The sequence below is a fragment of the Brevibacillus sp. HB1.4B genome, from assembly GCF_013284285.1.
In the GTDB taxonomy this organism is placed as follows: Bacteria; Bacillota; Bacilli; order Brevibacillales; family Brevibacillaceae; genus Brevibacillus; species Brevibacillus porteri.
Genome location: NZ_JABSUT010000014.1, coordinates 111,140 through 136,221, shown reverse-complemented (window position 1 = coordinate 136,221; position 25,082 = coordinate 111,140). Strand labels below are relative to the sequence as shown.

Sequence of the window (25,082 nt, the reverse complement as noted above, 5' to 3'; positions counted from 1 at the left end):
TAGGGACGTTCTACCCCGGCTACCGTAATCGTAGAACCATATTAAAAATGGTCAACCAGTAAAAACTGGCTGACCTCATAATACGAACGGGCAGAATAGTGTAATAACATAGAAAAGGCCCGTCCTCAAGGGGCCTTAGCATACCATCGGTTAATATTATTATTTGGTATCCAATCTAACCATAGACTTTAGTACTTTTAATAATTGCTCTGGTGTAGTTCGCCCAGTTATTATGTACCACGTTTTTCCATTATCATAAGACCAACCAGCATCCGAACGGACACCCTCATTTGTATCAATTGCTGTAATCTGTCCATTTATTGCACCATGAACTGGATTACTTCCCTTTGGTATTGTAGCCATGACACGCTTCATGATATTAATAGCATTGTTAGTATTCTCTGCCCATACTAAGTATTCCCAGCCGTTATCTTTCCAGATAAATGCTCTTTTATTAGCAGAATACTTTACATCATACCCGTTAAATTTAGTGGCTCCCTCTGGTATTTCGAACATTTCATAGGTAGAGAAAGGCTGTTTTCGGTAACTAGGAAGAGTACCTGCTGACATTGTCATTACGTCAAAAGTAAGCATTTTTGATTCCCCATCACGCACTCTTTGGCGTGATATCTCGAATAAATAATGGTCTTTACTTACTTCAAGTTTGCTTACAAATAAAGAACCAAGCTTTCGAGAAAATTCAGATGAAGCTACATAAGAAGGAACATACACAGCAACATCTACTTTTTTTAGTTCATCAACATACTGTCTATCCCAAGTAAACGGTTCGACCTCCTCGTCTTGAATAGCCACAGCAACAGAAGCAAAACCGATAAGCAATGTAACAAAGAGCAAGATGACTTTCTTCTGCATAAAGCACCTCCTTACCTATCTTTTGTATATTGGTAAATTCTATGCGAGGTGTTTTATGAATCAAAAAGTGGATAGTCATTTGTCCAGTATTGAACTAACGGGTTTCGATAGTTCAATGAGTCAGTCTAAAACTCTATTATCAATGAACATCTGTCCGTTGATTTGAAAATGGAGGCTAACAATACCAGGCCTGTTCATGATTATGGCAAGCCTGGTACGATGATGACACTTAATTTTTGAATAGAATTTCGCCCACCTGTGTGGAAATGTTGAGCGTTGCATTCTCGGATTGAGCCTCACCTACATATCCATGGAGTTCTTTGGAAACAACCGATGTGGTATTTGTTGCTTTTTCAAGATTAACCTGATTATCAATATTTCCTATTTCCGTTGATAAATTTACATATAGAGGTGCTAATTGATCCGGTAGAGCGAATTCGACGTTTCCAAGGTTAGTAGATATGTTACTGCTTTCCTTGCCAATTACATCCGTTACGGTGATGTTGCCAGCATTGCTGCTCACATTTAAATGTTGGACCGACAATTCTGACTCAATGAAGATGTTGCCAACTTCATTATCTATCTCAAGGGATTTGAAGTCTTTATAAGGAAGATGGATCGTTAAGGATGGCAATGGCTCCGTATTTATGAACTTCTTTTGTTCCTGTTTAAGCATAATCTGTAATGTTCCATCTTGTATCGACGTAGTCACATTGGTATCCATTCCTTTTGAATTGCCCTTGGATAATTCCCATTCTGCTTGATTGATTTGTTTGTCTCCTATGACTTTAACTATAGCAGCGTTACTCTGAATTTTTAGGGAATGAATGTTAGTTACATCTATTTGAGAAATATCCCCATTTACTGCATTCGAGACATTTTTAATGTCCGATGTTTCTGAATTTGCAATTGTGTTCGTCTGTATAGTAGCGTTTTGCTGGGACGAACTTTGTGTACTAGTGACGGAGGATTCCTTCGTACATCCAGCGATTCCGATACTGGCAGCGGCCAGGAGAATCATTGCTAACTTCATGTTGTTGTTCAAACGTTTATCTTCCTTTCTTCTGCATATGCTAAACAGATCGTCATTTCAAATTACGTGATCCGTTTGTACATTAATCGTACAGTGGTCAGAAAGATTTGGTAACGGACTTTGGCTTGAATAAGAACTGGACTTAAGTCTAGAAAGAGCCTCCGCCTTTAAACCTAGAGGCACATGATGAATCGAATACTCGGTATACTCATAGAGTTATGCTATGAATTGCAAATTGTAAGACAAGGAACGGGTGAATTTACCACTAAAAGGACAGCTCGTATGGCAATATGATTAATCATCGTATTTCTAACGATTCCCGTTAGCAACTTTAAGCAACTTCATGAGGTTAGCCAACAGAACGTTGTCTAAAATCGGCTACTGAATTAACTTAACGGCAGGTAACTATAAGCGCCATTAATAGTTCAATGGAGCAAGAAGGTTGAAGAGGAGTGGGATATTGAATGTGGAATATTTTAAATATTCCTTTTAGATTCTATGTATAGCCATTTTATTTCTAACCGCTATGTCTATTATTTATTCGATTAATAGCCTGGTTGCTTCTTCTGAAACGAAGCCATACATACCTGTTGAAACGAGAACTTACACTGTAAACCAGCAAAGAAATAATGATCAGTCTACTTTTGAATACGATGATGATGTTAAACGTTCATGGTCCATAAGGTATAGACCGACTTAACTATGGCTAGAAAGTACCTATTTTTTTGACAAAGTAATCGATCCAAACGGAACCATTTCTAAAGATGTTTCAGGGGTAACGCTCAGAGAAATCGAGTCGCCCTGAAACAACTCACAGAGAAAAGAAAAGGAAGTCGCGCGTATACGCCACTTCCTTTTAAATCGGGAGATCCCGCAGTGTGGTACACGCATAAAAAGGCAACATTAATTCCCCTTGCTTTTATTATAAAGTGCACAAAAAAATAATGAGTTTCGTTCAACCAACGTGATCGATAGCGTAATAAAACAGCGGCGAATCTAAGACTTTTTTTCAGGTCTTAGGTCGCTGCTGTTTTATTATTCGGGTTCAGTCTAAAACTAATTTTTCTGAGTCTGGAGATTTTTTTATCCAAGAACTACATAGAGTCAACAACTCCAGTCTATTACATTATTTTCAACGAACAGCTCTTTGCCGAAAAAATCGGCATGTGAGACTGCCCCATTTAACTCTTACTCATTCCGCCAAGCCAACGCCAGCGTCCCCATCCCAGCATGCGCCCCAATCGTGGAACTGATCGGTCCAACCAACACCTCGACATCGGAGTACTTGCTCTGAATTTTCTCTTTCAGTTCCAGCGCTTTGTCCAAGACGTTGCCATGCAAAATCTGCACGTGCTTGACGGTGTAAGTCTGCTTGGCTTTCTCCAGCTGTTCCAGCATACGCTTGACCGCTTTGCCTTCGGTACGAACCTTTTCATATACTCCAAACAGCCCATCTTTAATTTGGAAAATCGGCTTGATCTGAAGCAGATTGCCGATAAAATATTGCAAACCGGTCATTCGGCCGCCCTTGTAAAACTGGTCGAGACTGCCAACCAGGATATAGTTCTCAAACTTTTTGTATTCCTCACGCAAGGAAGCCGCAATCTCCTGATAGCCTTTTCCTTCTTTGGCTTGCTCGATTCCGTTTAAGATGATCGAGGTAATCGGGTACGACATCAGCTTGGAATCTACCGGCTCGACAGGGAAGTCTACCATCTTGGCTGCCATTACACTAGTATTGTAGGTCCCACTCAGATCAGAGGAGAGGTGGACAGCAATCGCGCATTCATACTCTTCCTTTAATCGTTCGTAGAGCGTCACAAATTTTCCTAAGGAAGGCTGTGACGTTTTGGGAGCATAACTGGCCTGCACAATTTTCTGATAAAGCTGCTCAGGCGCTAAATCAATACCGTCTTCATAAGTGCCATCTTCAAAAATAATCTCTAGCGGAACGACGTAGATGTCATGCTCTTCCATGATGTGATCAGGGATGAGTGCGGTACTGTCTGTAACCCAGGCAATTTTTTTCTTCAAGGAAACATGTCCTCCCCCATTAAAATGCGTGTTCTATCTTTACTAGCGAAAGCTTCATGGTTGTTCGTTACGGATGTTGTATAAGCAAACTCGCATATTCTATCATAATACGAAAACTGTCGTTTTTTGTCGCAAATAGAAGGAGTTTTATTGAACAAATGAGAGGAGATTAATGGGGAAGAGGGCACAGACAAGAAAAATCCCATGCTTCTTCGAGGGGAAGAGACATGGGATTTGTATCGTCTATTCAACTAACGGCTTGATTTTGGGAAACACCTTTAATGCTGTCTTGTAAAACACATCCTCGTGATATTCCGCTGGGATTAGCTCCTGTACAAATTGGATATACGGCTTCACTGGCGCCAGCGGCCAGTCTGTCCCGAACAAAAATTTGTCGTAATGATCACAATAGGTGATCGCGTGTCGCAGATGAGAGAAGAAGAGAGGGGAGTCCGCGAGTCGCTTGCAATTGGCTGCGTCACCGACCATTAAGCCGGAGAGATCTGCAAACATGTTGCGGTTTTTATAAACGACTTCTGCCCCATCGAGTACCCACGGATCGCCAAAATGGGCCATCATGAAATGAACGTCTCGATGCTTCACAGCCACCTCGTCTAGTGTGAGAGGGTGGGAGTATTTTAGGAGCCCGCGCTCCGAGTACGTATCGCCGGTGTGAAAGACGACAGGTACCTGATATTTGGCTGCGAGCGCATAGACGGGATCGTAGACGCTATCGTAGGCGTAGAAGGGATAGTAGCCCAGATAGATTTTCAACCCGACCACGTTGGGCTTTTGCAGGTCAGCTTCCAAGCGTGCCACTGCCGTTTCATCCATCTTGAATGGGTTGATTCCCAGACAATAGACGAACTGTGGTGGCAGCTCGTCTGTCAGGTCTAGTCCCATGGGAGTGACAGCTTCCACATCGGGAAAGCCGTCTGGCTGAGTCTCTGTCAAGCCCATGCCTATCCCAAGGACCACGCCATTCTCTGCATATTCTTGCAAGAGACCAGCGACGGAGTAATCGACAAACGACTTTTCTGCCGCTGTCCGCTTGAATTCCTCGATATGGGATAAATGCATGTGCGCATCAATGATTTTCATTAGAAGCCCTCCCTTATTTGGCAAAGCGTATCGTCCGTAAGTCAGATAAGGCATTGGAAGGAAGCGTGTTGTCGGCAAACAGGAAAAAGACAGGCGGAGTAAAGGTAGAGCTGTTGTTTGGCAGATTCAGTTCGCGTATGACAGAAGCTACGGCGACTTCCTTGTTTGCGTATACTTGGAGGTCCGCAGTATCGAGGTCAGTAACGATATGCATCTGATCGTTGCTGGATGCTCGCCCGAGGACATAATCGGAAACTTCAAGGACATCCAATTCACCTTGTGCCAGCTTGTAGCTGAGCTCCTCACCATTCGTACCAATAGTTTTCAGCCATACCGCCTCTTCCTCGGTTCCTGGCTGCAAAAAGATGTCAGTGGCTAATTCTTTGCCAGCAAAGTACGTTCCAGTATTTTGTTCGATCTCTACTGTATGGCAGAGGACAGGTACTCCTGGTAGCAGCAAGTAATACTGGTGGCAAGTCAACCCGCGATACTTCTCCTGCTTTTTCACATGGTAGCTCACCTTGATTCCCTGCCACGCATTTTGCTTGTTGTCGATTAGTTCGACAAAGGAAGCCGTCCGCTCTTCCTTAACCAGTGAAAACGCGCTTAACTCCTCCATATAGTTGCCGATTCCACCAGTCCACGGATTCCACCAAGATTTCGGCTTCCGCTCAGGGAAGGCGCTGTCCAGCCACTCCTGCCCATTGCTTGTAAGCGAGTAGAGCGTCGGAGCAAAATCTGGAGCGGCTTTGATCCGCAATCGTCCATTGTCCGCGATATAGACCTGCTGTCCTTCTTCCACTGTTTGCTCCTGTATGACCTTGCCTTGACCGATTGGGAAAATCGCGCTCTGCAAATGCGACACATGCGTGGCAAAACGTCCCTCTACTTGCACGAGGTCATATGGTTTTTCCGGCGTCTTGAAAGAGAAGCCAGATTCCGTCTCTTCCTCATCTTCTGTAAAGCTCTGTGCTTGTTCGGAAGCTGACTCGCTCAAAAGGGATGCGATCAGTTCTCCGTCCAAATATTGTTGCTTGTATTCTTTCACCTGTACATCCAGTTCCTTGCTTGTGACAAAAGGATTTTGCCCATTAGCGCTCAACTCTAGATGAGAGCTCAAGGTCAGGTCTGCTGGCATAGGTTCTTTACAGGCAAAGGCACGGAACTCTTTCCAGTCAGCATAGCCCCCATGTGAGAAGTGGAAGGGACCAAACGATTTTTTTTCATGTGGAGCAAGCATGCCGAGATTGGTTTCGAGTGTGACATACCAGCCTTGAATATCAAAACGGTATTCAGGAGGCCAGCACATTCCCCAGGGGGCCGTTTCATCCTGTGTAAATAGCCAGTTTTCACTGACTAACTCTGCATCCCAATAATCCATATCGCTGCCATAGGAGGATGGTGTTTCAACATAACGGCCTTGATACGGCACAATCGGGCGATGAAAACTGTGACTAAATCCTTGGTTAAGCCAAAGCTCAGTAGTCAGTTTGTCAGCAGAGTGGTTTTCTATCTCCATTCCGTGTTCAACGGTACCATCTCCGAACAGGAGCGTTTTGCTAACCAGGGCAATTTGCGGGTATGCCCCGGAGCGATACGTTGCATGGATGCCGATTGCTCCCTTTTCCACGATAAACGCAACATTCTCGGCACGCTTCTTCGAGAACTCGCTAGAAAACGGTTTGCCGAGCTTGGGATAGAGAAAGTTGGTTGGCTCCCCACCTGTCCCGCCGGCAACGGTCATCTCATTATCTTCTTTGTTCAAGTAGAGCGTATGGCGGCCATGGTGAACTTGCCAAGCCTGTTCCGTTTCTCCAGACACCATCGCACCAAGTCCCGTAAAGGCAGCTCCGATTTTTTTGGCAAAAGAAACCGATCTGCCATCTGCGAGCTTTGCCTCCACCTGTACGATGGCTTCGTAAAAGCCGTGTTCATACAGGTCAGCGTTAAGCGGAAGCGAAATGCGCTCTTTGCCAGATAGTTTCAAAGTGTGGCGTTGCTCTTGTAAGCCAAAAAAAGAACAAACGGGCAGCTCGAATGAAAATTCCGCTTCATCCGTAAAGTTGTTTTCCACGTCCAAATAAAACAGCTTTGTCTGTCCCGGATAGGAGAGGCCAGGTACATGCAAGGAAAGGGTAGCAGGAAACTTGGGAAGGATTCCTACCTCAAATAGCGCTGCCTTGCCGTTAATCAGTAGCTGGGTACAAACACGCGGATGCGTGCGCCAGATGCTTTGCTCTTCTGTGATTGGATCGACAAAAAAGGTAGCTGACAGCGTCGTTTCACCTGTTACAGCCAGCTCGTGCTGATAATCAAAGCGGATCGTGTCGCTCGGTTGCCCGTTTAACGAAATCTGTAGCGGCTTGCCTGATTTGTTGACGATCCGGTAGTGAATTTGATACTCCCGTCCAAAGACCAGCTCCAGCTTTTCTGCTTCGGCAGACACGAGATAATCCTCCGTCTCGATGAGGCGCATGCCTCGCCCCCGCCGCTCAAACTCCACGTGCAAGCTCTTTTCTCCTTTTGCCCAGGAGTATGTGAAGTAATCAAAGCCGTTTTCCTTGCGTCCATCTGGCTCTACAACGATCTCCCGCGTGGAGTCCTGATACCAGTCAAGCTCCTCAAAATAGTGGGCGATCGCTTCGGTACGGAGCACGGAAGGAATCATGTTCATCAGATGGGTGGCGTCGTCCCGGTCTTCCCAGAAAAAGCCGAACTTCTTATACAACGGAACAGCCTTCGTGTTTCCTGCCCACGTATACAGATCAAGTCGCGGCCAGCCCAGCTCAATCGTTTTCTCCAGTGCGCATGAAAGCAGCATCCGGCCGACTTTTTTTCCATGATAGTCGGGACGTACATTGAGCAATGGGATGTATAGGGCACCGGTATCTTCCCGATATTCGGCCAGGCTGCAATAACCAACGACCGTTTCACCTTCCATAGCGAGATAGACGGTGATAGCGTCAGAGGCTGCTTCTTCTTGTCTAATTTGTTCTGCTGTCGTAATCGAATTTCCGCCTCCCCAGCTATCTCGGCTGGCATTCCACATTTCTGCGACCGCTGCGGCCAGCTCAGGGCGGTAGGTGACAATTGAGATTGATGCTTCCATGCTTGTTAACACCTCGATTACATTGTTAAATTATGTATCTTCTAAGAGTTGTACGTTTGATCGACAGAATTGTTGCTAGTTTTCGGAAAAAGAATCAGCGCATGTGCAAAAAAAGCACCTTATTCAGGTGCTTTTTAACGCATTCAGGTTCTCGTTCTCGTTTTTACTGCGAGTCCACTAAACGTAACAGGCCCAACAACATCAGCTCTGGTATTTGCCGTTCGGTTTTCTGCGGTTACTGTGTAAATATGGGTACCAGCTCTTACATTTCGATCGATTGCCTGAAAGGTGACAGCATAGTTTTGTTCAGAACCAGTAGATTCAATACCTTGGAGGGTGTTGAAAATCTCTCTACCATCACGAAATATACGGAAGAGGATTTGCGCAATACCGGTAATCCCCCGAACACCAACCGTAGCAACTAATTCAACACGATTCGGTTGGGAATGCCTAGATGGGATTCTGATTCGGATAGTGGCGAGGCGAGACCTTCCTGGCGCGCGTCTGATGGTAAAGGAATTTGCCAAGTTGAATCGACGGCGTGGCTGAACGGCTGCTTTATCGAGAATACGTACCAATAATATCACCCCCTTTTTACTTTGATACCTCAAATTATGTTGGACAATGGGGGAGTGATTGGACGAGTTCATGATACTATTCAAAATTAAGTCATCTATCTTTGTTTGGGTAAACAATAGAAAAGGGATGTAAAATTAAGGTAACGATAAGGTGCCCTTTAGAAGCCATTAAGCTTAGCTCGATACAATCAGGCATGAGGTGATAGTCATGGAGCTAAAACAGAACCGCGTCCGAATTATCGATGGCTTGCGGGGATTTAGTTTAGTAGGGATTTTGATGGCGAATATGCTGATTTTCCAGTATGGGATTTGGGGAAGCCAAGAAATGGATTTATACGCCCTCCCCGATTATGAAATGACAGCTTATAAGCTTGTGAAAATATTTGTGGAAGGCAGCTTTATGCCGATTTTTACCTTCATGTTTGGTTTTGGCATGATCAAGATGCAGCAAAGCTTGGCCGCCAAAGGTTTGAAGCAAAAACGCTACCTTGCCCGCAGATTTTTGATGCTGATCGGACTTGGTTTCCTTCATTCGTACTTCCTGTGGGAAGGGGATATCTTGGGGTTTTATGGCATGATGGGCTTCTTTCTGTTGCTGTTCATGAACCGTAATCCGAAAACTCTGCTCATTTGGGGGATTGTCTTACTCTGCCTCATCAGCTTAATGGGGCTTGCTCCAGATGATCCGAATGATCCTACGAGTATTACCGATTCTGCCCGTATGGAAGCTTATGTCGTCAAAACCATGACCGTCTATGGCACGGGCACATACGAGGAAATCGTACATCACAGAAGCAGTGAAGATCCGCTTGGTTTGCCAGAATACATGATGGTTGCTTTATTGTTGATGGCGCCGCTTATGAGCGCACCCATGTTCCTTTTTGGGATGTATGCTGCGAAGCGCAGGTGGTTCGAGAAGCCAGAGGAAGAACGAACCTCGTATCTCCGAAACATGCTGATCTTCTTGCCAGCGGGACTTTTGTTAAAAGTGCTGCATGTGTATCTGCCGGGAACTTGGTGGAGTGGCGTCGGTGAGATATCGGGGGGGACCATCCTTGCCATCGGTTACATTTTCGCCTTTGTTTGGTTCTTTTCCAGAAGTACGAAATCAACTTGGTTGCCAAGATTTCAAGCCGTGGGTAAACTCTCCTTAACGAATTACCTTTTGCAAACCGTCATTTGTACGACGATCTTCTATGGCTATGGACTCGGATGGTTCGGAAAGATCGGGGTATTGGCTGGCTGCGGATTAGCGATTGTGATTTATGTGGGACAGCTGTTCATAAGCCCATTGTATCTAAAGCGGTTCCGTTATGGCCCAGTGGAACGACTACTGCGGATGTGGACGAATTTTTCAATCTCCGGCCAGACAAAGCAACGCCCGGAAAAACCTATTTCTGCTTAGCACCAGAAAATAAAAACCAAGCAGCTGCTCTATGGGCTACTTGGTTTTTTGTTTGATTGTTGGCCTCTAAAAATATGAATCCTCTGATCGGTCTCCATCATATAATGTAAACGATTGGAAAAAGATGATCAGATGGGTCATCGTAAAGAACGGAGGATGGGAATTGGGACGTTTTCCAAGAGCAGTAACGAGTCTTGTTTTCTTTAGCCTCTTTTGCTTGATCTTCCAAGCATCCATATTCGTGCCTGTAAGCCAAGCAGCAAGTGAAGAGGAAACACCTGCCGCGGTAGAATCCACTGTAGATCTTCGCCACTTACAAGGAAAAGTCAATGAAATTAACGCCGAGAATTTAATCCAGGAAAAATATACGCCCGACAGTTGGAGCAAGCTGGTGTATGCGTTGGATGCTGCAAAAGCCGTACTGACGAAGCCAAACACCACCCAAGCAGAAATCGATGGTGCCTTGTCCGTGTTAGTCCTAGCAAGAGAAGGGCTGAAGAAGCAGGAAGGTACAATCGACAAGAGTAAACTGCAAACGAAAGTAGAGGAAATTGCAGTGGAAAAGCTGCAAGAAAAAGATTACACGAGGGACAGTTGGAAAGAGTTGCAGAATCGACTAGGGAATGCTTACTTTGTGCTGGATGATCCGCATGCGAGCCAGCTTGTCGTAGATGTTGCCCTGGAGAAACTGATCAAAGCGAGACAAGATTTGAAGAGACAAGATGACGCTGTCTATAAAAGAGAGCTGAGGGCCAAAGCGAGAGAGATCGAGGACAAAGACTTGGATGAAGACGACTACACCAGATCGAGCTGGCGCAAATTGGAGGATGCGCTTGAACAAGCGTGGGATGTCATTGACGATCCACATGCTACGCAGTCTGAAGTAGATGACGCTCTGTACGATTTGAGAAAAGCATGGAGAAATCTAGAGGATGATGATCGAGACAGAGACCGGGATCGGGATAAAGACAGTAGAAAGGGTTCCTATACCACGCCGACAACCATCTTTTTCACTGGTGGTAGCCCTGCAGATAAGAAAGTGGTTCTCCCTGCAACCAATATAAAAAGTAAGAGCCAACGTGGCTATATGAATGGCTATCCTGACGGAACGTTTCAACCGGATCGTACAGTGACACGTGCGGAGATGGCTGCCATTTTACTGAACGCTGGAATGGTGAGCCAGTCTTCTGCGAATAAGGGAAGGTTCTTCGATGTAGCCGACAACTACTGGGCAGTAAATTCGATTCATCAAGCAAGTGCAGCGGGTATGATGAGCGGCTACCCAGATGGCACATTCCGTCCATCGGCCAACATTACCCGAGCGGAAATAGCCGCGGTCATCTATAAGTACAAGGCCTTGCAAGGTGCGGGAGGGGGCACTGCCTTTTTTGATGTGAGGGGAGATCACTGGTCATCTCCAATCATTGCAGCGGTTGTTGCCAAAGGCTACATGACAGGTTATCCCGACGGCACCTTCCAGCCAGAGAAAGCGCTGACTCGTGCCGAAGCTGTAACCATTCTCAATCGCGTGCTGAATCGCGTGCCGCAGAACCAAGCTGGCCTGCAAAGATGGCCGGATGTTGCACCTGGTTATTGGGCGTATAAAGAAATTGAAGAAGCATCCGTTCAATAACGATTTCGAAAAAGGACTCACCCTCCTGTAAAATAAGAGGGTGAGTTTTTTATAATCCTGACACACATGATGTCAGGATTCGTGCATTATGTCTGCTGCTCATGGTCATATTTGCTCCGCTAACAATGCGTCTGTATTTGACCAAACCGAATCGATAACTTGCGGATTCATTGCGAAAGCGTCGACGATAATGTCGATGCTTTTTATGTATAGTGAAAATGGTTGCATTTTCTATTCTTTTCTATCATTCGGTTATCTCTTCCAGAAAAATGTGGTATAATCTACCACTAAGATAGAATGGCATAAAATCATTCAGCTTAGAATCGAGAGGAGAAAGTTTCATGAAACTAAACAAACGTTGGAGCAAGCTGACTCGCTGGGCGGGTACAGGTGCACTCAGTTTGGCGCTTTTGCTCGGGTATGTGCTTCCAGTCCACGGGCAGACACCCGCAGCTCTCCCAATCAGCCCTTGGTCGGTAACAACGCTGAACGAAGGGGAGAAATACGGAATTTTTCCGTTGGAGTGGTATCAAGAGAGTTCTTTTCAGCAATCCATTCCTGCTGACAAATTTATTACCTTGATGGAGGGGACAGCGAAAAAGCTGGATCTTCTGGGAATGAAGAAAAAGAACGCTTCCTTATCCTTTCCGACTGATAAGGTCATTACGAGAGAAGCAGTCATTACTTCTTTATACAAACTCTTGGCGAACTACGAACTGCCAGCAGCATTCGAAATGACCGGGGATAACCCGATTGATTATATGAAGAAAAAAGGCTTGGTCAAAGGGACAAGCGCTGGTCTCGAGCTGAATCAGCCAAGCACGGTTGAACAAGCAACGGTGATGGCCAGCCGACTGGTCGAGTTCGTATACGATACGGGGGGCGGCGGTGCCGAAGGTCTCATGTGGAAAGTGACCAACGGCAAAAACACCATGTACTTGCTTGGCTCGATTCACATGGGGATCGCAGATATGTACCCGATGCAAAAAGACATCCGGGAAGCGTATGAAGAGTCGGATGAACTGTGGGTGGAAGCCGATATTATCAACGGTGACACTGATTATATGACACAAAAAATGGTATACACCGATGGCACGACACTGAAGGATCATGTATCCGCTGAGACGTATCAAAAGGTGCAAAAATTGCTTGCAAAGCTGCAACTGCCAGCCAATTCTTTTGACGTCTACAAGCCGTTTGCTGTTTCCTTGTCTGTGCCAACGCTTGGCTACGTGGACGGCGAAACGGATCTTCAGTTCGCAATGCTATCCGGCATCGACAGGTACTTCCTGACGAAGGCGATGCTGGATGAGAAGCCGATCAACGAGCTGGAAGGTATTAAGCTGCAAGCGGACTTGCTGTCAGGTGTTCCTGCAGAGCAGCAGGAGAAAGAATTGAACATCATGTTAGATAGTGTTATGGCCGAAAAAGGGCTGGAAGAAAGCACAAAACTCTTAAAAGACATGCAGACAGAATGGGTAGAAGGCGATCTGAATGGATTTACCCAAATCATGACGACGCATGGCGATTTCGGTGAAGGCGAAGTGAATCAGCGTCTGCTCGGTGAGCGAGACAAAAACATGGCTATTAAACTCGCAGAAGTGTTGGAGAAAAAAGGGGAAACGACTTCTTTTGTCGTGGTCGGTGCTGCCCACTTCTCGATGAAAGGTATGGTTATCGATCACTTGAGGGCAAAAGGCTATGACGTGCAGCAATTGAAATAAGAGAGAGAAAAGGAAGTGTCGGCGCAGGCTGGCACTTCCTTTCCTTGTTTTCCAGAAAAATTGCTTACCCAGACAAGTGTTGCTAACATTATCCAGCGGATAGTAAAATTATACTATCTAGGCATACATAGGAGGTATTTTGCGTGGGCTTGTTTGATATGTTTAAGACAGACAAAGGGGAAGAAATGACCCCTCATTTTGGATTCGCATGCTCCTTGCTCTACATGATGAAATCGGATGGAGAAATGGACCACGAGGAAATCGGTCAATTGCTCGCTGTATTAGGCGGTGAAGAAAGCAACGGCGTGATTGGTGTAGGTGCTAATAACAGACAGTTGCTCGAAAACGCAATGAAATATACACGCAATAACTCTATCGAGAAATTCCTGGGCGAAGTAACTCCATTGCTCACAGATGCTCAAAAAATGTGCATCCTGGTTAACCTGATCGATTCCTCCCTGGCAGATGGCCAACCTGAGCGTGAAGAGCAAGAGCTGTTTGGCAAGTTCTTGACTGCATTTGGTATTTCGGAAGAACGTTTCCGTCCATTCTTTGAAGTAATCGTGTTGAAAAATGACCGTGGTGTGTTCGTGAATCAAAACCATCCGAAGAACCAACCAGGTTACAGAGTGACGCTTCCTGTTTAATCTTTGATACGAATGTAAAGAGGCTGTCCCAAAAGTCATGAACAATGACTGAGGGACAGCCTTTTCATTTGATTTCTTACTAAAATGTAAGAGAGAGGGCGAAATCGTTAGATAGGAGTCATTCATTTGCATGAGAGTCTCGTCTATAATCCAGACATAAATCATTTTCAAGGAGATGTTCAGATGAAAAAAATAATAGGATTCGTGTTGGTTATCGCTCTTTTTGTAGGCATAGGGTTTGGCGTAAAACGATATGTAGAAGGTCCATCGCAACCGGTCAATGGAGTTCTCGTTATCGGCACAGAGAAAGATACGAATAAGGTCAAAGAGTTGTATAAAGATAACACCAAACAAACAAGCGACTACAAACTGAAATTGGTTACAACAACAAAAATCACAAAATTGACAGAGCAAGATCAGAAAGAAACGGGTCAAGAATTTGATAGCCGAGATATTAAGTATTCGGTTGTGAATCGATCTACAGCTGAGCAATTCGTCAAGAAGGGGATTCTCAGAGCCAGACAAGATCCAAGAAGCACGTCTATTATTTCAGACCCTGTTACCAGCATCAAAGAATTATCGAATGGTCAAAATCTGTTTTACTCTATAAGTGATGCAGACATGAAGAATAACCAAATCGATTTGAACGGTCAGATGGTACCTGTAGCGTATGTGAACCATCAAATGTGGATTGGGTATATACCACAAGCGGATCTTGTTATTGTTGACGACAAAACTTACAACCAATTAACTGAAGTAGAGTCAACGCTCTCCTTGATCCAGTTTGGAAATGGCGGCTTCGATTATAAGAATAAAGATAACGTGAACCAGGTCTTACAGGAAATCGGGAACGTTTATGCAGATAGCGAAAACAAAGTAAATTTTGTAGATGTACAAGATTGAGTTTGAGTGATGAGAGGATGAGCTGTATGGAAGTTGTACGGATGGAAAACGTAGTAAAAAGTTATGGGGAAGGCAACAACAGGGTAGATGCGTTAAAAGGGATTGACCTTTCTATTCAGCAAGGAGAGTTTGTCTCAATCGTAGGTGTTTCCGGCTCTGGAAAAAGTACACTGCTGCATATTTTAGGAGGGTTGGATCGGCCAAGTTCAGGGCAAGTATTTATTGGGGACCATAATCTTTATGATTATACAGATGATGAGCTTTCGATATTCAGAAGAAGAAAAGTCGGGTTTATTTTTCAGTTCTTTAATTTGATTCCCGTATTGAATGTCCAGGAAAATATCGCGTTGCCCATGTTATTGGACGACGAACCGATCGATATGACGTATTTGGATGAAATTATTGAAATCCTGGGGCTCCATGAACGAAAAGACCACTTGCCTTCCGAACTATCGGGCGGCCAACAGCAACGAGTTTCCATCGGCAGGGCCTTAATTAATCGGCCGCATTTGATTCTGGCGGATGAACCCACAGGTAATCTAGATACGCGAAATACGAAGGAAGTCATGGATTTATTAAGATTGACTGCAAAAAAATACAATCAAACCATCGTATTGATTACGCACGATCTTACCATTGCATCGGCTTCTGACCGCGTTATTACGATAGAAGACGGTGCGATCATTTCAGATCAACGGCTTGCTGCGAATTAGCCAAAAGACTGGAGGTGAATGATTTTGATCAGCAGTTATAAACAATTAAGCAGCAAGTATTTAAAAGGGAATATAAAACGAACCATTTTGACCTTGGTCGGAATCATACTCTCTGTAGCGTTAATTTCCACGATCGGCCTTTTTATGAAAGGATCACAAATCTCCCAAATTGAGAACATTAAAAAGTTAAACGGGCATTCTTTTCATGTCGGTATTTCCAATTACGATAATGCGTTATTAAATAAAATCAAATATAATCCCCAGATTGAATCGTTTGGTTGGATGTCTCAAGGCAACATTGTTCCAGTTGGAGAAGTTTCGGTGCAAATGAATTTCGCCGATCATCGCGCCTTGGAGTTTTTAACGTACAGCCTCGCTGATGGTAAATTACCAACCAATGATCAGGAAGCAGTTGTTGATTCATGGGTGCTTCCTTCTATAAAAAATGGTCTTCAGATCGGCGACTCATTTGAATTGGATGGTAAAACCTATAAACTGGTTGGGTTGCTGGATAATCGCGCGTTCACTCAGAAGAATAAAGAGGGCCGTTTCTTAACCTATAAACGTGATTTCGCTATTGGTGAAGGCAGGATTTTACTCGAAATAAACGAGAAAGCGGACTTTCAAGAGGTTGTAGAGGAAATAAAATCACTTACGCAAGACAAGAATATTGTGATCAATGACGAATTGATCAAAGTTTTGAAACCGGGATCGAACCAATCGATTTTCGCCATGCTCGTCATCGTCGTCAGTATTGTTGTGATCGCGACGGTTGTTGTGATTTACAATGCTTTTCAAATCAGCGTTGTAGAGCGGATGAAGCAATTCGGCTTGCTCCGAAGCATCGGTGCTACACGAAAGCAAATTAGACAAATCGTGATGAGAGAAGCAGCAGTGATGGCTGTCATCGCCATACCGATTGGGCTAGTATGCAGCATACTAGCGGTTGCTGCTCTCCAATTCATCTTCTCGATCCTTTTAGAAGATAGTGAAGGTGTTTCTTTTTTTCATATCGATTGGCAGATTTTATTCATCAGTTCGATCATTACCCTGACGGCCGTATTAGGGTCCAGTTATTACCCGGCTTTTTTTGCTGGCAGAATATCCCCTTTGCTGGCAATCAGCAGCAGGTTATCCATTAAGAAAGAGGCGATCAAAAAACATAACAAAGACGTGTTGAAAAAGCCTTTCTCTTTTCCTTTGAGCCTGGCCTTGAAAAATGTCAAAAGAAATAAAAATCGGTATTCCATTACGATTCTATCCATCATTATATCCAGCGTATTGTTTATTACTTTCTCGTCTTTGATGGATATCGCCTTTGCATCCAAGTATGTGAAAGATTTATCCGCTACATCGGATCTGACCATCTATCTGGAACAGGATAAAGAGGATTCTTCCGTAGAAATACAGCAAATTTTGGAGCGATTGAAGTCGCTTGAAAATATATCCGAAGTGAAGGAACAGGACTACCGTTTTGAAATCAATTTGAAGGATGCAACTCAGTCTTCTGCTACTGTTGCTGACATCAAGCAGACTGTCGGAATCAAACACTCCATTACTATTGCGAATCACATGGATGAGAATAAAGTAAAGAGGGATTCTGAGCTGGTAATAAAAGTGCTGGTCTATAGTTTCATTGCAGTCATTTCTTTGATTGGCAGTCTCAATATCCTCAATACGATTACGATCAGCATTATCATCAGGCGAAAAGAATTGGCTGCGTTAAAATCCATAGGCATGTCACAAAGGGATTTGAAAAAAATGATCATCTATGAAGCGCTGATTTACGGTTTTTCGGGAAGTTTGCAAGGGATCTTTTTCGGTTGTATACTTTCTTATATTATCTATTTGGCTGTTTCTGGTATCGTGAGGATCGAATGGATGATCCCCTATGAAGCTTGTATCATTACATTTGTTTCCGCTTTGTTCATCAGTTTTTTAGCGGTTCTAATCCCACTGAGAAAAATTCAAAAAGATAATATTATCGATATTATCAGGGAACAATAATAAAAAACGGTCATGACTGTTTTGCTGACCGCAAGCGGTCACACCCACTTTTTATGAAAAGCGTTGAGACGTTTTTCACAGAAAAAGGCCTGGCTATTTGATAGTCGGGCTATTCGGATTGGTCAAAAGGAGGGGACTTCTTGAATAAAATTTTGCTTGTTGAAGATGATGAAGCTCTCGGTCTAGCCATCGAATTTTCATTGAAGAATGAAGGCTATGAGGTGGTCAGAGCCTCTAGCGTAAAAGAAGCGAAACACGAGTTTGATCATCATACTTTTGATTTGACTATCCTGGATATTGGCCTTCCAGATGGAAACGGCTATGATTTATGTCTGCATTTCAAAAAACAAAAAGAGTCAGCGGTTATTATTTTCTTAACCGCGCTGGATGAAGAAGCAAATGTGGTAATGGGTCTGGATATTGGTGGGGACGATTATATAACGAAACCTTTTCGAGTCAAGGAACTCATGTCCAGAGTGAAAGTGCAAATGCGCAAACAAAGGCGGTCGGAAACTTCTCCCATGATCTTAGCGTCTGAGAATGTAAAAATCGATACGAACCTAATCAAGGCTTATAAAAATCATGAAAATATTCCATTAACGAATCTAGAATATAAGCTTCTGCTAACTTTCATGATGAACCCTCATAAAGCTCTAAAAAGAGATGAGATCCTCATGAAAGTATCGGAAGGAGAAGATGCTTTTTTTGATGAAAACACGTTATCTGTATACATTAAGCGATTAAGAGACAAAGTTGAAGATGACCCCAAGAATCCACAGTTTATCGTCACCCAAAGAGGATTGGGTTATCGGTGGAATAAGGATGTGAACAGAGAGTAAGATGATGAAGAATACCGAATGGAAAGGGTATATAACGATACTGGCTGTTCTGTTATCTCTATTTACCATTTACCAGTTTATTGCACATCAAATGTTTTATGATGATTTGAAACGCGATTACATTTCAAGCTGGGGTGAAATTACTGCTAGATTGGTTGAACTAAATCCCGAGAATGAAGCAGAAATTATGAAAGTCATAACGATGCACACTTCTGATTCAAGTGAGTATCAGGAAAAAGGAAGAGAGATATTTAGGCAGTACGGATTATATGAAGATTTGGAAACAGAGCTTTTTCCGCTTTTAAATCAACATATTTTCAGCCATAATCAATTTATTATTTGGGGATTGCTTTGTTTCGGATTGATGCTGTTTGGGGCAAGTTATATGCAGCATAAGTTGGTCTTCCATAAAATTAGACAACTTACTTCCGCAGCCAAAAAAATAATCGATGGGGATTACTCGGTTGTCATCAACGAAAATAAAGAAGGGGATCTCGCCAAACTAGCGGCTTCCTTTCGTTCTATGAAAGATATTATTAGAAAAAGCATGCAGGATCTACTGGAAGAGAAAGAGTTTTTAGGACAAATGCTGCAAGATATCTCCCATCAATTAAAAACGCCTCTTTCCACAATATCCATCTACAATGAAATGATGTTGAATACAGAGTTGCCCAGGCAGCAGCAAGTTCAACTACTGCAAAACAATGAAGTTCAAATCTCGAGAATGAATGTCTTGATTCAAAATTTGCTAAAGGTAGCGAAAATCGACGCCAGAGCCATATCATTTGATAAAGAACCAGCAAATTTGGTGGAGACCATCGAGGAAGTATTGGATCGTTTGGCGAGCATGATCAGTGATAAACATATTTCGATTGACTGGGATGCCCCGGAGGAAATAATCGTTGTTCACGATAAACTATGGATGCAGGAAGCTTTGTTAAACCTGCTGAAGAATGCGATCGAGCATTCCAAACCTGATAGTAAAATCATGATTCAAGTCAAAGATACGCCGATCTTTACAGAATTGGTGATTCAAGACTTTGGGGAAGGAATTGCAACTGAGGAATTGCCGCATATTTTCGATCGATTTTACAAAGCAAGAGGTTCAAAGAAGCATGACTCGTCAGGGATTGGATTGGCGCTGGTCAAAGCCATTATCGAAGCACATCATGCCTTGATTAAAGTGGAGAGTGAGAGAAGTAGCTATACAAAATTTACGATTACCTTTATAAAATTTTAGGGACAGAAGAAATAAAATTGTTCCTTATGCGTAACGATGACTTCTGAATTTCACAGGGGTCATCTTTTTTATTGACCTGATGAGGAGATCCTCAAAAGAGCAATACAGAAGAAATGTCGCCGCTTTGATTGTGCTACGATCTGCTTAGGAAAAAATGAAAGGTGGGACCCCCATGCGGAGTCAAATTTCCAAAACACGTCTGTGGATTGCACGGATTATGAGCGGACTTGTCATTCTTTTTATGCTTTTTGACGGCGTATTCAAACTCATCCAGCCTGCTCCTGTCGTAGAGGGAACTCTCGTACTCGGCTATGCGGAGCATCACATTGGCGTGATTGGAATTCTCGCCCTTGTATCAACGGTGTTGTATGCGATACCACGGACAGCAGTTTTGGGTGCACTTCTGTTAACTGGATTTTTCGGTGGGGTCATCGCTACCCAGATCCGTGTAGACGCGCCACTCTTTTCCCATACGTTGTTTGCTGTCTACCTCGCAATTTTGATGTGGGGCGGATTGTGGCTGCGGGATGAGCGAGTGCGAAAACTGTTTATTTAGTGCAAAGCTGTAGCCACATCATCGGCTACAGCTTTTTCCATAATGCTATTTAGTTATAACCGTGAGTCTCCGGTATTCGTTGGGCAACAACCCGGTGCTTTTGCGAAACAGCTGGGAGAAGCGACTGGAGTTATGGTAGCCCACGATATACGCAATCTGATTAATGTGTAAATCGGTGCTCGTAAGCAGTTGCTCGGCGTGATTCATTCGCTTGTTTTGGATATATGCGGTGATGGTGCATTGGTTCGCTTGCTTAAAGGTGTATTTCAGCTTGGTGAGTCCCATGCAGGCGATCCGGGCGAGGTGCTCCAAGTGTATTTCGGATGCGAAGTGATCGTCAATGTAGGCGGTCACAGCTGTCAGGCCGTCCAAGTCCTGTTGGGATATGCTTTTGGTTGGATGCGTTTTTTTGTGTGCTTTGGCTTTCTCCACGATCAGTGATACTGCTTCTGCGACTTTTCCCTCGTAGTACAGCTTTGCGGCAATTCCCGTTCCCCGAAAATTCCGTATCTGTCGGAGCACGAAAACAAGCTCCGCGAAATTCGTCATCCCATCTACCGTAATAAAGGACGAGCGCAGATCCTTATACTCTACTGGATATTTGCTTTTCAAATAATCCTCGTAATACTCCGGCATGATTTCAATAGCCGTCGAGCGAATGGGAATGTTTTTGCGATAACTGGCCCGATACAAATTGTTATAGCCGATATGGACGCGGATGCAGCCGCATGACAATCGTTTATATGGGTTGAATTCTTCGCCAGAGACGGAATCGTAATAATTGAAGCTCAGGTACTTGGGTTGCTGGAACTCCAGAAACAAATCCTCGTAAAAGACGAAATCTTGGATCGAAATCGAGAACAGGTTGTCACGGGTATAAGTCCAGTAGCGCCCCTGCCCTTTCTCTGGCAAAACAGAAAAGCAAACACCCTCGCGATTGTATGGACCGTGGTCGTCGTCACGATAAAAGCCGCATTGCATTAAACACGGCGTATGCAGTTCCGTCAAAATATCTTTCATTATAGTCACCACCCATGCCGTGATCGGACGAAAACATACTTCGAAAAGACGTATGTCTACCTGTCGTATTGCTAGAGATTATGATCATCATTATCATTACGATTTGTAAGGAGGACTTCAGCAATGTTCCATGTCCCCTTTATCAGGTTGTGTGTGATCTCGGTTGTAGGGGTGTTTGTCGGATGAAGGAAAAAGCTTATGAAAAAGAAACAGCGCGTACGAGACGTCTCGGTCCCAGAACGCATCTGTTAGTGCTGGTAATAGCGAGTATCTTGGCCATGACCGTTCGTGATGATATACAGGTGCACTTACTGGTGGCATTAAGTGTAGTGTACTTGGTATGGAATCACCTGTCCAGAAAGGCGTTTCAACTGGTTGTGTTCTATTGGGTGTGCATGGCTTTTGTGTTTTTCATGCCGAATGTGTTGGCATTGGGAACGATGAAGCTCATTGTCTACACGATGGTGAGAATGATGCCTGTCATCATGATCGGCACGGTTCTGATCTATACGCCACCTGGTAGTATCATGAGTGCGTTTGAGAAGATGTCAGTCCCCAAACCGATTTTGGTGATGATATGCATTTTGATCCGTTTTTTCCCCGTGGTCATTTTGGAAATGAAAGCGATTCGTGACGGTATTCGCGCCAGAGGGATTTTTCCGCATTGGTACAGCGTACTGAAGCATCCGGCCATGGCCTACGAATGTTTTTTTATGCCGTTGGTCGTCCGTTGCCTGAAGCTGTCGTCAGAACTGGCGTCGTCTGCTGAGCTCCGCGGCATCGAGTGCACAAACGCGCGGACCTCTATCTATCCAGTTGGCTTCAAGATCATGGATGGCATCGTTGTAGGGCTGTATGCGCTGATAGGCTCGGTAATTTACTGGACGGGAGGGATGATTGCGTGATTGAGCTAAACGATGTTACGTTTCATTATGGTCAGGAAGATGGGGGACATGACACGGAGACCGGCGTGAAAAAGATAAGCCTATCTGTAAAAGCTGGACAGTGTGTCGTACTATGTGGGCGGTCTGGCTGCGGCAAGAGTACGATTATGAGGCTGGTCAATGGTCTCGCACCGAATTTTTATGCCGGACGTCTCACGGGTGAGGTAAGCGTTGGCGGCAAAAGTCCTGCGAGCATGCTGCCCGAGGAACGTACCCGGCTAATGGGCGTCGTATTTCAAGACCCCCGCAGCCAATTTTTTATGGAAACCGTCCGGGATGAGCTGGCGTTTTCCGCAGAAAACATCGGCATGGCACCAGACGAGATTCGAAGCCGGATGGATAGGCAGGCGAGCCAGCTCGGGATTTCCCACTTGCTCGATACCTCTTTACATAAGCTGTCCAGCGGGCAAAAGCAACGGGTAGCGATAGCGGCCGCATCGGTTTTGACACCGCCACTTCTTTTGCTGGATGAGCCTACTGCGAATCTGGACGCTTCCTCTACGCAAAACCTGATTGAAATCGTAAGCAAGCTCAAGCAAAACGGTACCACCCTGCTCATCAGCGAGCATCGGCTCGCTCCTTTTCTACCCGTTGTCGATTTGTTTGTTTGCATGGAAAATGGCAAAATCGCACGTACGTGGACGAAGGACGAGTTCTGCCAGTTGTCTCATGATGACGTGCGTATGTATGGTCTGCGCCATCCTGACATGACGCTTCCCGAGACAGTGAAGAAACGTGAACAGCCAGAAATGTCCGAATTCATGGTGGAAGGAAGAGGGCTTAGCTATTTTTATAAAAAGAAAAACGACGGAATCACCGATATCGACATCTCGCTTCCACAGGGGAGTGTAACAGCGTTGACTGGAGAAAACGGTACGGGCAAGACGACGCTATGCAAAATTTTATGTGGTCTTCTTCGTGAGCGAAAAGGAACGATTGTCAGCCAAGGTCGTTCACTGTCCGCTAGCAAAAGACGAGCTGTCAGCTATTTGGTGATGCAGGATGCGGACTACCAGCTCTACGCAGATAGTGTCGGAAACGAAATCGTGTTGGGAAAAATCTTGAATGAAGAGCTCCGCGGAAAGGCGTATGAAGCGATGGATGCTTTCGGTTTGCGCGAGCTTCGCGATCGGCATCCGGCGTCATTATCCGGTGGAGAGAAGCAGCGGGTCACGATGGCAGCCGCTTATTGCTCTGACGCAGAACTGATTGTGCTGGATGAACCGACAAGCGGACTTGACGGCGATGGAGTGCTGAAGGTGGCCGCATGGGTAAAACAGCTGGCTGAAGCAGGCAAAACGGTCGTCATGATCACGCATGACCAGATTCTTTCCAAGCTGGCATGTGATCAAGTGGTTGAGTTGCGGCTTACCCGAGATGTTGAAACGATTTTTGCGGAGCCAGGGATACGAACAACCGTTGAAACTGCCAATCGTTGACAGAAGAAAAAGCATGTGGTAGGATGGTCACAACTTATCAGGGACGGAGGGGTACGTGTGGCAAATTAATTTTTCGATACTTTATTCGCACAACACAATCAATGAAATAGCGTGAAAAGGCTATGTTGTGTGCATACGAATCGAAAAATGGATTGCCGCTACGGTAACCCAATTGAATCATGGGCAAATGGAGTGAGGAAGGCAAGCGTGATGACCTCCTCTATTTGCATGATCTGCGAAGAGAATGGAACCAATCTTTGTACAATCAGATTTTGGTATCTGATTTTATGGTTTTCGTTTCTTCTTCCTTTTTCGATGACGTAAGCACAGGCAGTCTAGCCTGTGTTTTTTTATTTCCATTCGTTTAGGAGGAAAACATACAATGGCAGAACAGATTTTAAAAGTGAACGGTGTAGAAATATGTGCGGAAAGCTTTGGGAAGCCCACAGATCCGGCGATTTTGCTGATTATGGGAGCCCAGATGTCCATGCTTTGGTGGGAGGAAGAATTTTGTCAGCGAGTAGCCGATGCTGGACGCTTTGTTATTCGTTTTGATAATCGGGATGTCGGACGCTCCACGACCTACGAGGTTGGGGAACCAGGCTATACATTTGAAGATATGGCGGATGACGCTGTTCACGTCCTAGATGCATTTGGTGTACAGCAGGCGCACATCGTTGGTATGTCCATGGGCGGAATGTTGACGCAATTCATTGCATTGCGACATCCCGAAAGAGTTCGCACGATCATCTTGCATGCAACGTCGAATTTTGCCCCTGACCTCCCGCCAATTGATGAGAAGCTGATGGAGTTTTTCAGCAATATGGGAGAAATCAACTGGGAGGATGAACAGGAGGTTTTAGAGGTTGCCGTGGCGAGTTCGAAAGTTTTGATCGGTTCCAAGTATCCTTTTGACGAGGCACGCGTTCGTGAATTGGCTCAAATCGATATCGCCAGAAGCAACCATTATGCGAGTAAGAACAACCACGCCTTTGTGACGGCCAGTGAAACGTACTTGATGCGGACAGGTGAAATCGCTGTGCCAGCACTCGTGATTCACGGTACAGAAGATCTGCTCATCCCTTTCGCGCATGCCTTACATCTTGCGGACACCATTCCAGGAGCGGTCTTGCTCGCGTTGGAAGGGACAGGGCATGAGCTTCCACATGGGGATTGGGATGTTGTCATCGAAGCGATTTTGAAGCATACGCAAGAAAAGGAAGCGTAATTACACATCCTTCAGAAAAACGGAGTGAAAAACAGGAATGAATCCTGCTTTCTCTC

At 44.6% G+C, this 25,082-nt stretch carries 21 protein-coding genes; 14 read left to right on the top strand and 7 right to left on the bottom strand.

Annotation, left to right across the window (positions count from 1 at the left end):
- Positions 1-159: 159 nt before the first annotated feature.
- From HP398_RS27390 to HP398_RS27365, 6 genes are all read right to left on the bottom strand, one after another.
- Positions 160-873: a hypothetical protein gene (locus HP398_RS27390; protein WP_017250819.1), complete on the bottom strand. Its 714-nt coding sequence runs from the start codon at positions 871-873 to the stop codon at positions 160-162.
- Positions 874-1,102: 229 nt separating this feature from the next.
- Positions 1,103-1,918, bottom strand: coding sequence for a DUF4097 family beta strand repeat-containing protein (locus tag HP398_RS27385; protein ID WP_173624214.1), 816 nt, complete (start codon positions 1,916-1,918; stop codon positions 1,103-1,105).
- A gap of 1,176 nt (positions 1,919-3,094) precedes the next feature.
- The gene (locus HP398_RS27380) at positions 3,095-3,940 is read right to left on the bottom strand and encodes a DegV family protein (protein ID WP_173624213.1); all 846 of its coding nucleotides are present in this window, start codon (positions 3,938-3,940) and stop codon (positions 3,095-3,097) included.
- Positions 3,941-4,183: 243 nt separating this feature from the next.
- Entirely contained in the window at positions 4,184-5,041 is an 858-nt protein-coding gene (locus HP398_RS27375; protein WP_017250822.1) for an amidohydrolase family protein, read from the bottom strand.
- Between the two features lie 13 nt (positions 5,042-5,054).
- Positions 5,055-8,150, bottom strand: a complete 3,096-nt coding sequence (locus HP398_RS27370; protein ID WP_173624212.1) for a GNAT family N-acetyltransferase — start codon at positions 8,148-8,150, stop codon at positions 5,055-5,057.
- A gap of 143 nt (positions 8,151-8,293) precedes the next feature.
- Positions 8,294-8,728 (bottom strand): hypothetical protein, encoded by a 435-nt coding sequence (locus tag HP398_RS27365; RefSeq protein ID WP_026043265.1) that lies wholly within the window; start codon positions 8,726-8,728, stop codon positions 8,294-8,296.
- Positions 8,729-8,936: 208 nt separating this feature from the next.
- Here HP398_RS27365 and HP398_RS27360 point away from each other — a divergent pair, with 208 nt between their 5' ends.
- From HP398_RS27360 to HP398_RS27315, 10 genes are all read left to right on the top strand, one after another.
- Complete coding sequence (locus HP398_RS27360; RefSeq protein ID WP_173624211.1) at positions 8,937-10,133, top strand: DUF418 domain-containing protein; 1,197 nt, start codon at positions 8,937-8,939, stop codon at positions 10,131-10,133.
- 124 nt (positions 10,134-10,257) lie between these two features.
- Positions 10,258-11,766: an S-layer homology domain-containing protein gene (locus HP398_RS27355; protein ID WP_173624210.1), complete on the top strand. Its 1,509-nt coding sequence runs from the start codon at positions 10,258-10,260 to the stop codon at positions 11,764-11,766.
- A 341-nt stretch (positions 11,767-12,107) separates the two neighbouring features.
- Complete coding sequence (locus HP398_RS27350; protein ID WP_173624209.1) at positions 12,108-13,490, top strand: TraB/GumN family protein; 1,383 nt, start codon at positions 12,108-12,110, stop codon at positions 13,488-13,490.
- A 143-nt stretch (positions 13,491-13,633) separates the two neighbouring features.
- A complete protein-coding gene (locus tag HP398_RS27345; protein ID WP_173624208.1) occupies positions 13,634-14,137 on the top strand; it encodes a tellurite resistance TerB family protein in 504 nt (167 codons plus the stop codon).
- Positions 14,138-14,320: 183 nt separating this feature from the next.
- Positions 14,321-15,040 (top strand): lipoprotein BA_5634 family protein, encoded by a 720-nt coding sequence (locus tag HP398_RS27340; RefSeq protein WP_173624207.1) that lies wholly within the window; start codon positions 14,321-14,323, stop codon positions 15,038-15,040.
- A 26-nt stretch (positions 15,041-15,066) separates the two neighbouring features.
- Positions 15,067-15,753 (top strand): ABC transporter ATP-binding protein, encoded by a 687-nt coding sequence (locus HP398_RS27335; protein WP_017250832.1) that lies wholly within the window; start codon positions 15,067-15,069, stop codon positions 15,751-15,753.
- 24 nt (positions 15,754-15,777) lie between these two features.
- Positions 15,778-17,760 (top strand): ABC transporter permease, encoded by a 1,983-nt coding sequence (locus HP398_RS27330; RefSeq protein WP_173624206.1) that lies wholly within the window; start codon positions 15,778-15,780, stop codon positions 17,758-17,760.
- 140 nt (positions 17,761-17,900) lie between these two features.
- Positions 17,901-18,599 (top strand): response regulator transcription factor, encoded by a 699-nt coding sequence (locus tag HP398_RS27325; RefSeq protein WP_017250834.1) that lies wholly within the window; start codon positions 17,901-17,903, stop codon positions 18,597-18,599.
- A gap of 4 nt (positions 18,600-18,603) precedes the next feature.
- A complete protein-coding gene (locus tag HP398_RS27320) occupies positions 18,604-19,839 on the top strand; it encodes a HAMP domain-containing sensor histidine kinase (protein ID WP_173624205.1) in 1,236 nt (411 codons plus the stop codon).
- Positions 19,840-20,011: 172 nt separating this feature from the next.
- Positions 20,012-20,395, top strand: coding sequence for a DoxX family protein (locus tag HP398_RS27315; protein WP_106832870.1), 384 nt, complete (start codon positions 20,012-20,014; stop codon positions 20,393-20,395).
- Between the two features lie 45 nt (positions 20,396-20,440).
- Here the strand turns inward: HP398_RS27315 and HP398_RS27310 are convergent, their stop codons facing one another.
- The gene (locus tag HP398_RS27310; protein ID WP_106832871.1) at positions 20,441-21,415 is read right to left on the bottom strand and encodes a helix-turn-helix domain-containing protein; all 975 of its coding nucleotides are present in this window, start codon (positions 21,413-21,415) and stop codon (positions 20,441-20,443) included.
- Between the two features lie 182 nt (positions 21,416-21,597).
- On the opposite strand from HP398_RS27310, the gene HP398_RS27305 reads away from it, so the two are divergent.
- The 4 genes from HP398_RS27305 (at position 21,598) to mleBRB (ending at position 25,026) form a co-directional block, all read left to right on the top strand.
- The gene (locus HP398_RS27305) at positions 21,598-22,320 is read left to right on the top strand and encodes an energy-coupling factor transporter transmembrane component T (protein WP_173624204.1); all 723 of its coding nucleotides are present in this window, start codon (positions 21,598-21,600) and stop codon (positions 22,318-22,320) included.
- The gene (locus tag HP398_RS27300) at positions 22,317-23,798 is read left to right on the top strand and encodes an ABC transporter ATP-binding protein (protein WP_173624203.1); all 1,482 of its coding nucleotides are present in this window, start codon (positions 22,317-22,319) and stop codon (positions 23,796-23,798) included. The genes HP398_RS27305 and HP398_RS27300 overlap by 4 nt, the downstream gene beginning before the upstream one ends.
- 179 nt (positions 23,799-23,977) lie before the next feature.
- Positions 23,978-24,166, top strand: coding sequence for a hypothetical protein (locus tag HP398_RS27295; RefSeq protein ID WP_173624202.1), 189 nt, complete (start codon positions 23,978-23,980; stop codon positions 24,164-24,166).
- Between the two features lie 14 nt (positions 24,167-24,180).
- Positions 24,181-25,026: a BRB family alpha/beta fold macrolide esterase gene (gene mleBRB, locus HP398_RS27290; protein WP_173624201.1), complete on the top strand. Its 846-nt coding sequence runs from the start codon at positions 24,181-24,183 to the stop codon at positions 25,024-25,026.
- Positions 25,027-25,082 lie beyond the last annotated feature (56 nt).

Excerpts from the sequence above, each read along its gene's own strand:
- HP398_RS27305 (WP_173624204.1), top strand. The coding sequence starts at position 21,598 with ATGAAGGAAAAAGCTTATGAAAAAGAAACAGCGCGTACGAGACGTCTC.
- HP398_RS27335 (WP_017250832.1), top strand. The coding sequence starts at position 15,067 with ATGGAAGTTGTACGGATGGAAAACGTAGTAAAAAGTTATGGGGAAGGC.
- HP398_RS27375 (WP_017250822.1), bottom strand. The coding sequence starts at position 5,041 with ATGAAAATCATTGATGCGCACATGCATTTATCCCATATCGAGGAATTC.
- HP398_RS27390 (WP_017250819.1), bottom strand. The coding sequence starts at position 873 with ATGCAGAAGAAAGTCATCTTGCTCTTTGTTACATTGCTTATCGGTTTT.
- HP398_RS27340 (WP_173624207.1), top strand. The coding sequence starts at position 14,321 with ATGAAAAAAATAATAGGATTCGTGTTGGTTATCGCTCTTTTTGTAGGC.
- HP398_RS27295 (WP_173624202.1), top strand. The coding sequence starts at position 23,978 with ATGGGCAAATGGAGTGAGGAAGGCAAGCGTGATGACCTCCTCTATTTG.
- HP398_RS27360 (WP_173624211.1), top strand. The coding sequence starts at position 8,937 with ATGGAGCTAAAACAGAACCGCGTCCGAATTATCGATGGCTTGCGGGGA.
- HP398_RS27310 (WP_106832871.1), bottom strand. The coding sequence starts at position 21,415 with ATGAAAGATATTTTGACGGAACTGCATACGCCGTGTTTAATGCAATGC.
- mleBRB (WP_173624201.1), top strand. The coding sequence starts at position 24,181 with ATGGCAGAACAGATTTTAAAAGTGAACGGTGTAGAAATATGTGCGGAA.
- HP398_RS27355 (WP_173624210.1), top strand. The coding sequence starts at position 10,258 with ATGATCAGATGGGTCATCGTAAAGAACGGAGGATGGGAATTGGGACGT.
- HP398_RS27320 (WP_173624205.1), top strand. The coding sequence starts at position 18,604 with ATGAAGAATACCGAATGGAAAGGGTATATAACGATACTGGCTGTTCTG.
- HP398_RS27315 (WP_106832870.1), top strand. The coding sequence starts at position 20,012 with ATGCGGAGTCAAATTTCCAAAACACGTCTGTGGATTGCACGGATTATG.
- HP398_RS27370 (WP_173624212.1), bottom strand. The coding sequence starts at position 8,150 with ATGGAAGCATCAATCTCAATTGTCACCTACCGCCCTGAGCTGGCCGCA.
- HP398_RS27350 (WP_173624209.1), top strand. The coding sequence starts at position 12,108 with ATGAAACTAAACAAACGTTGGAGCAAGCTGACTCGCTGGGCGGGTACA.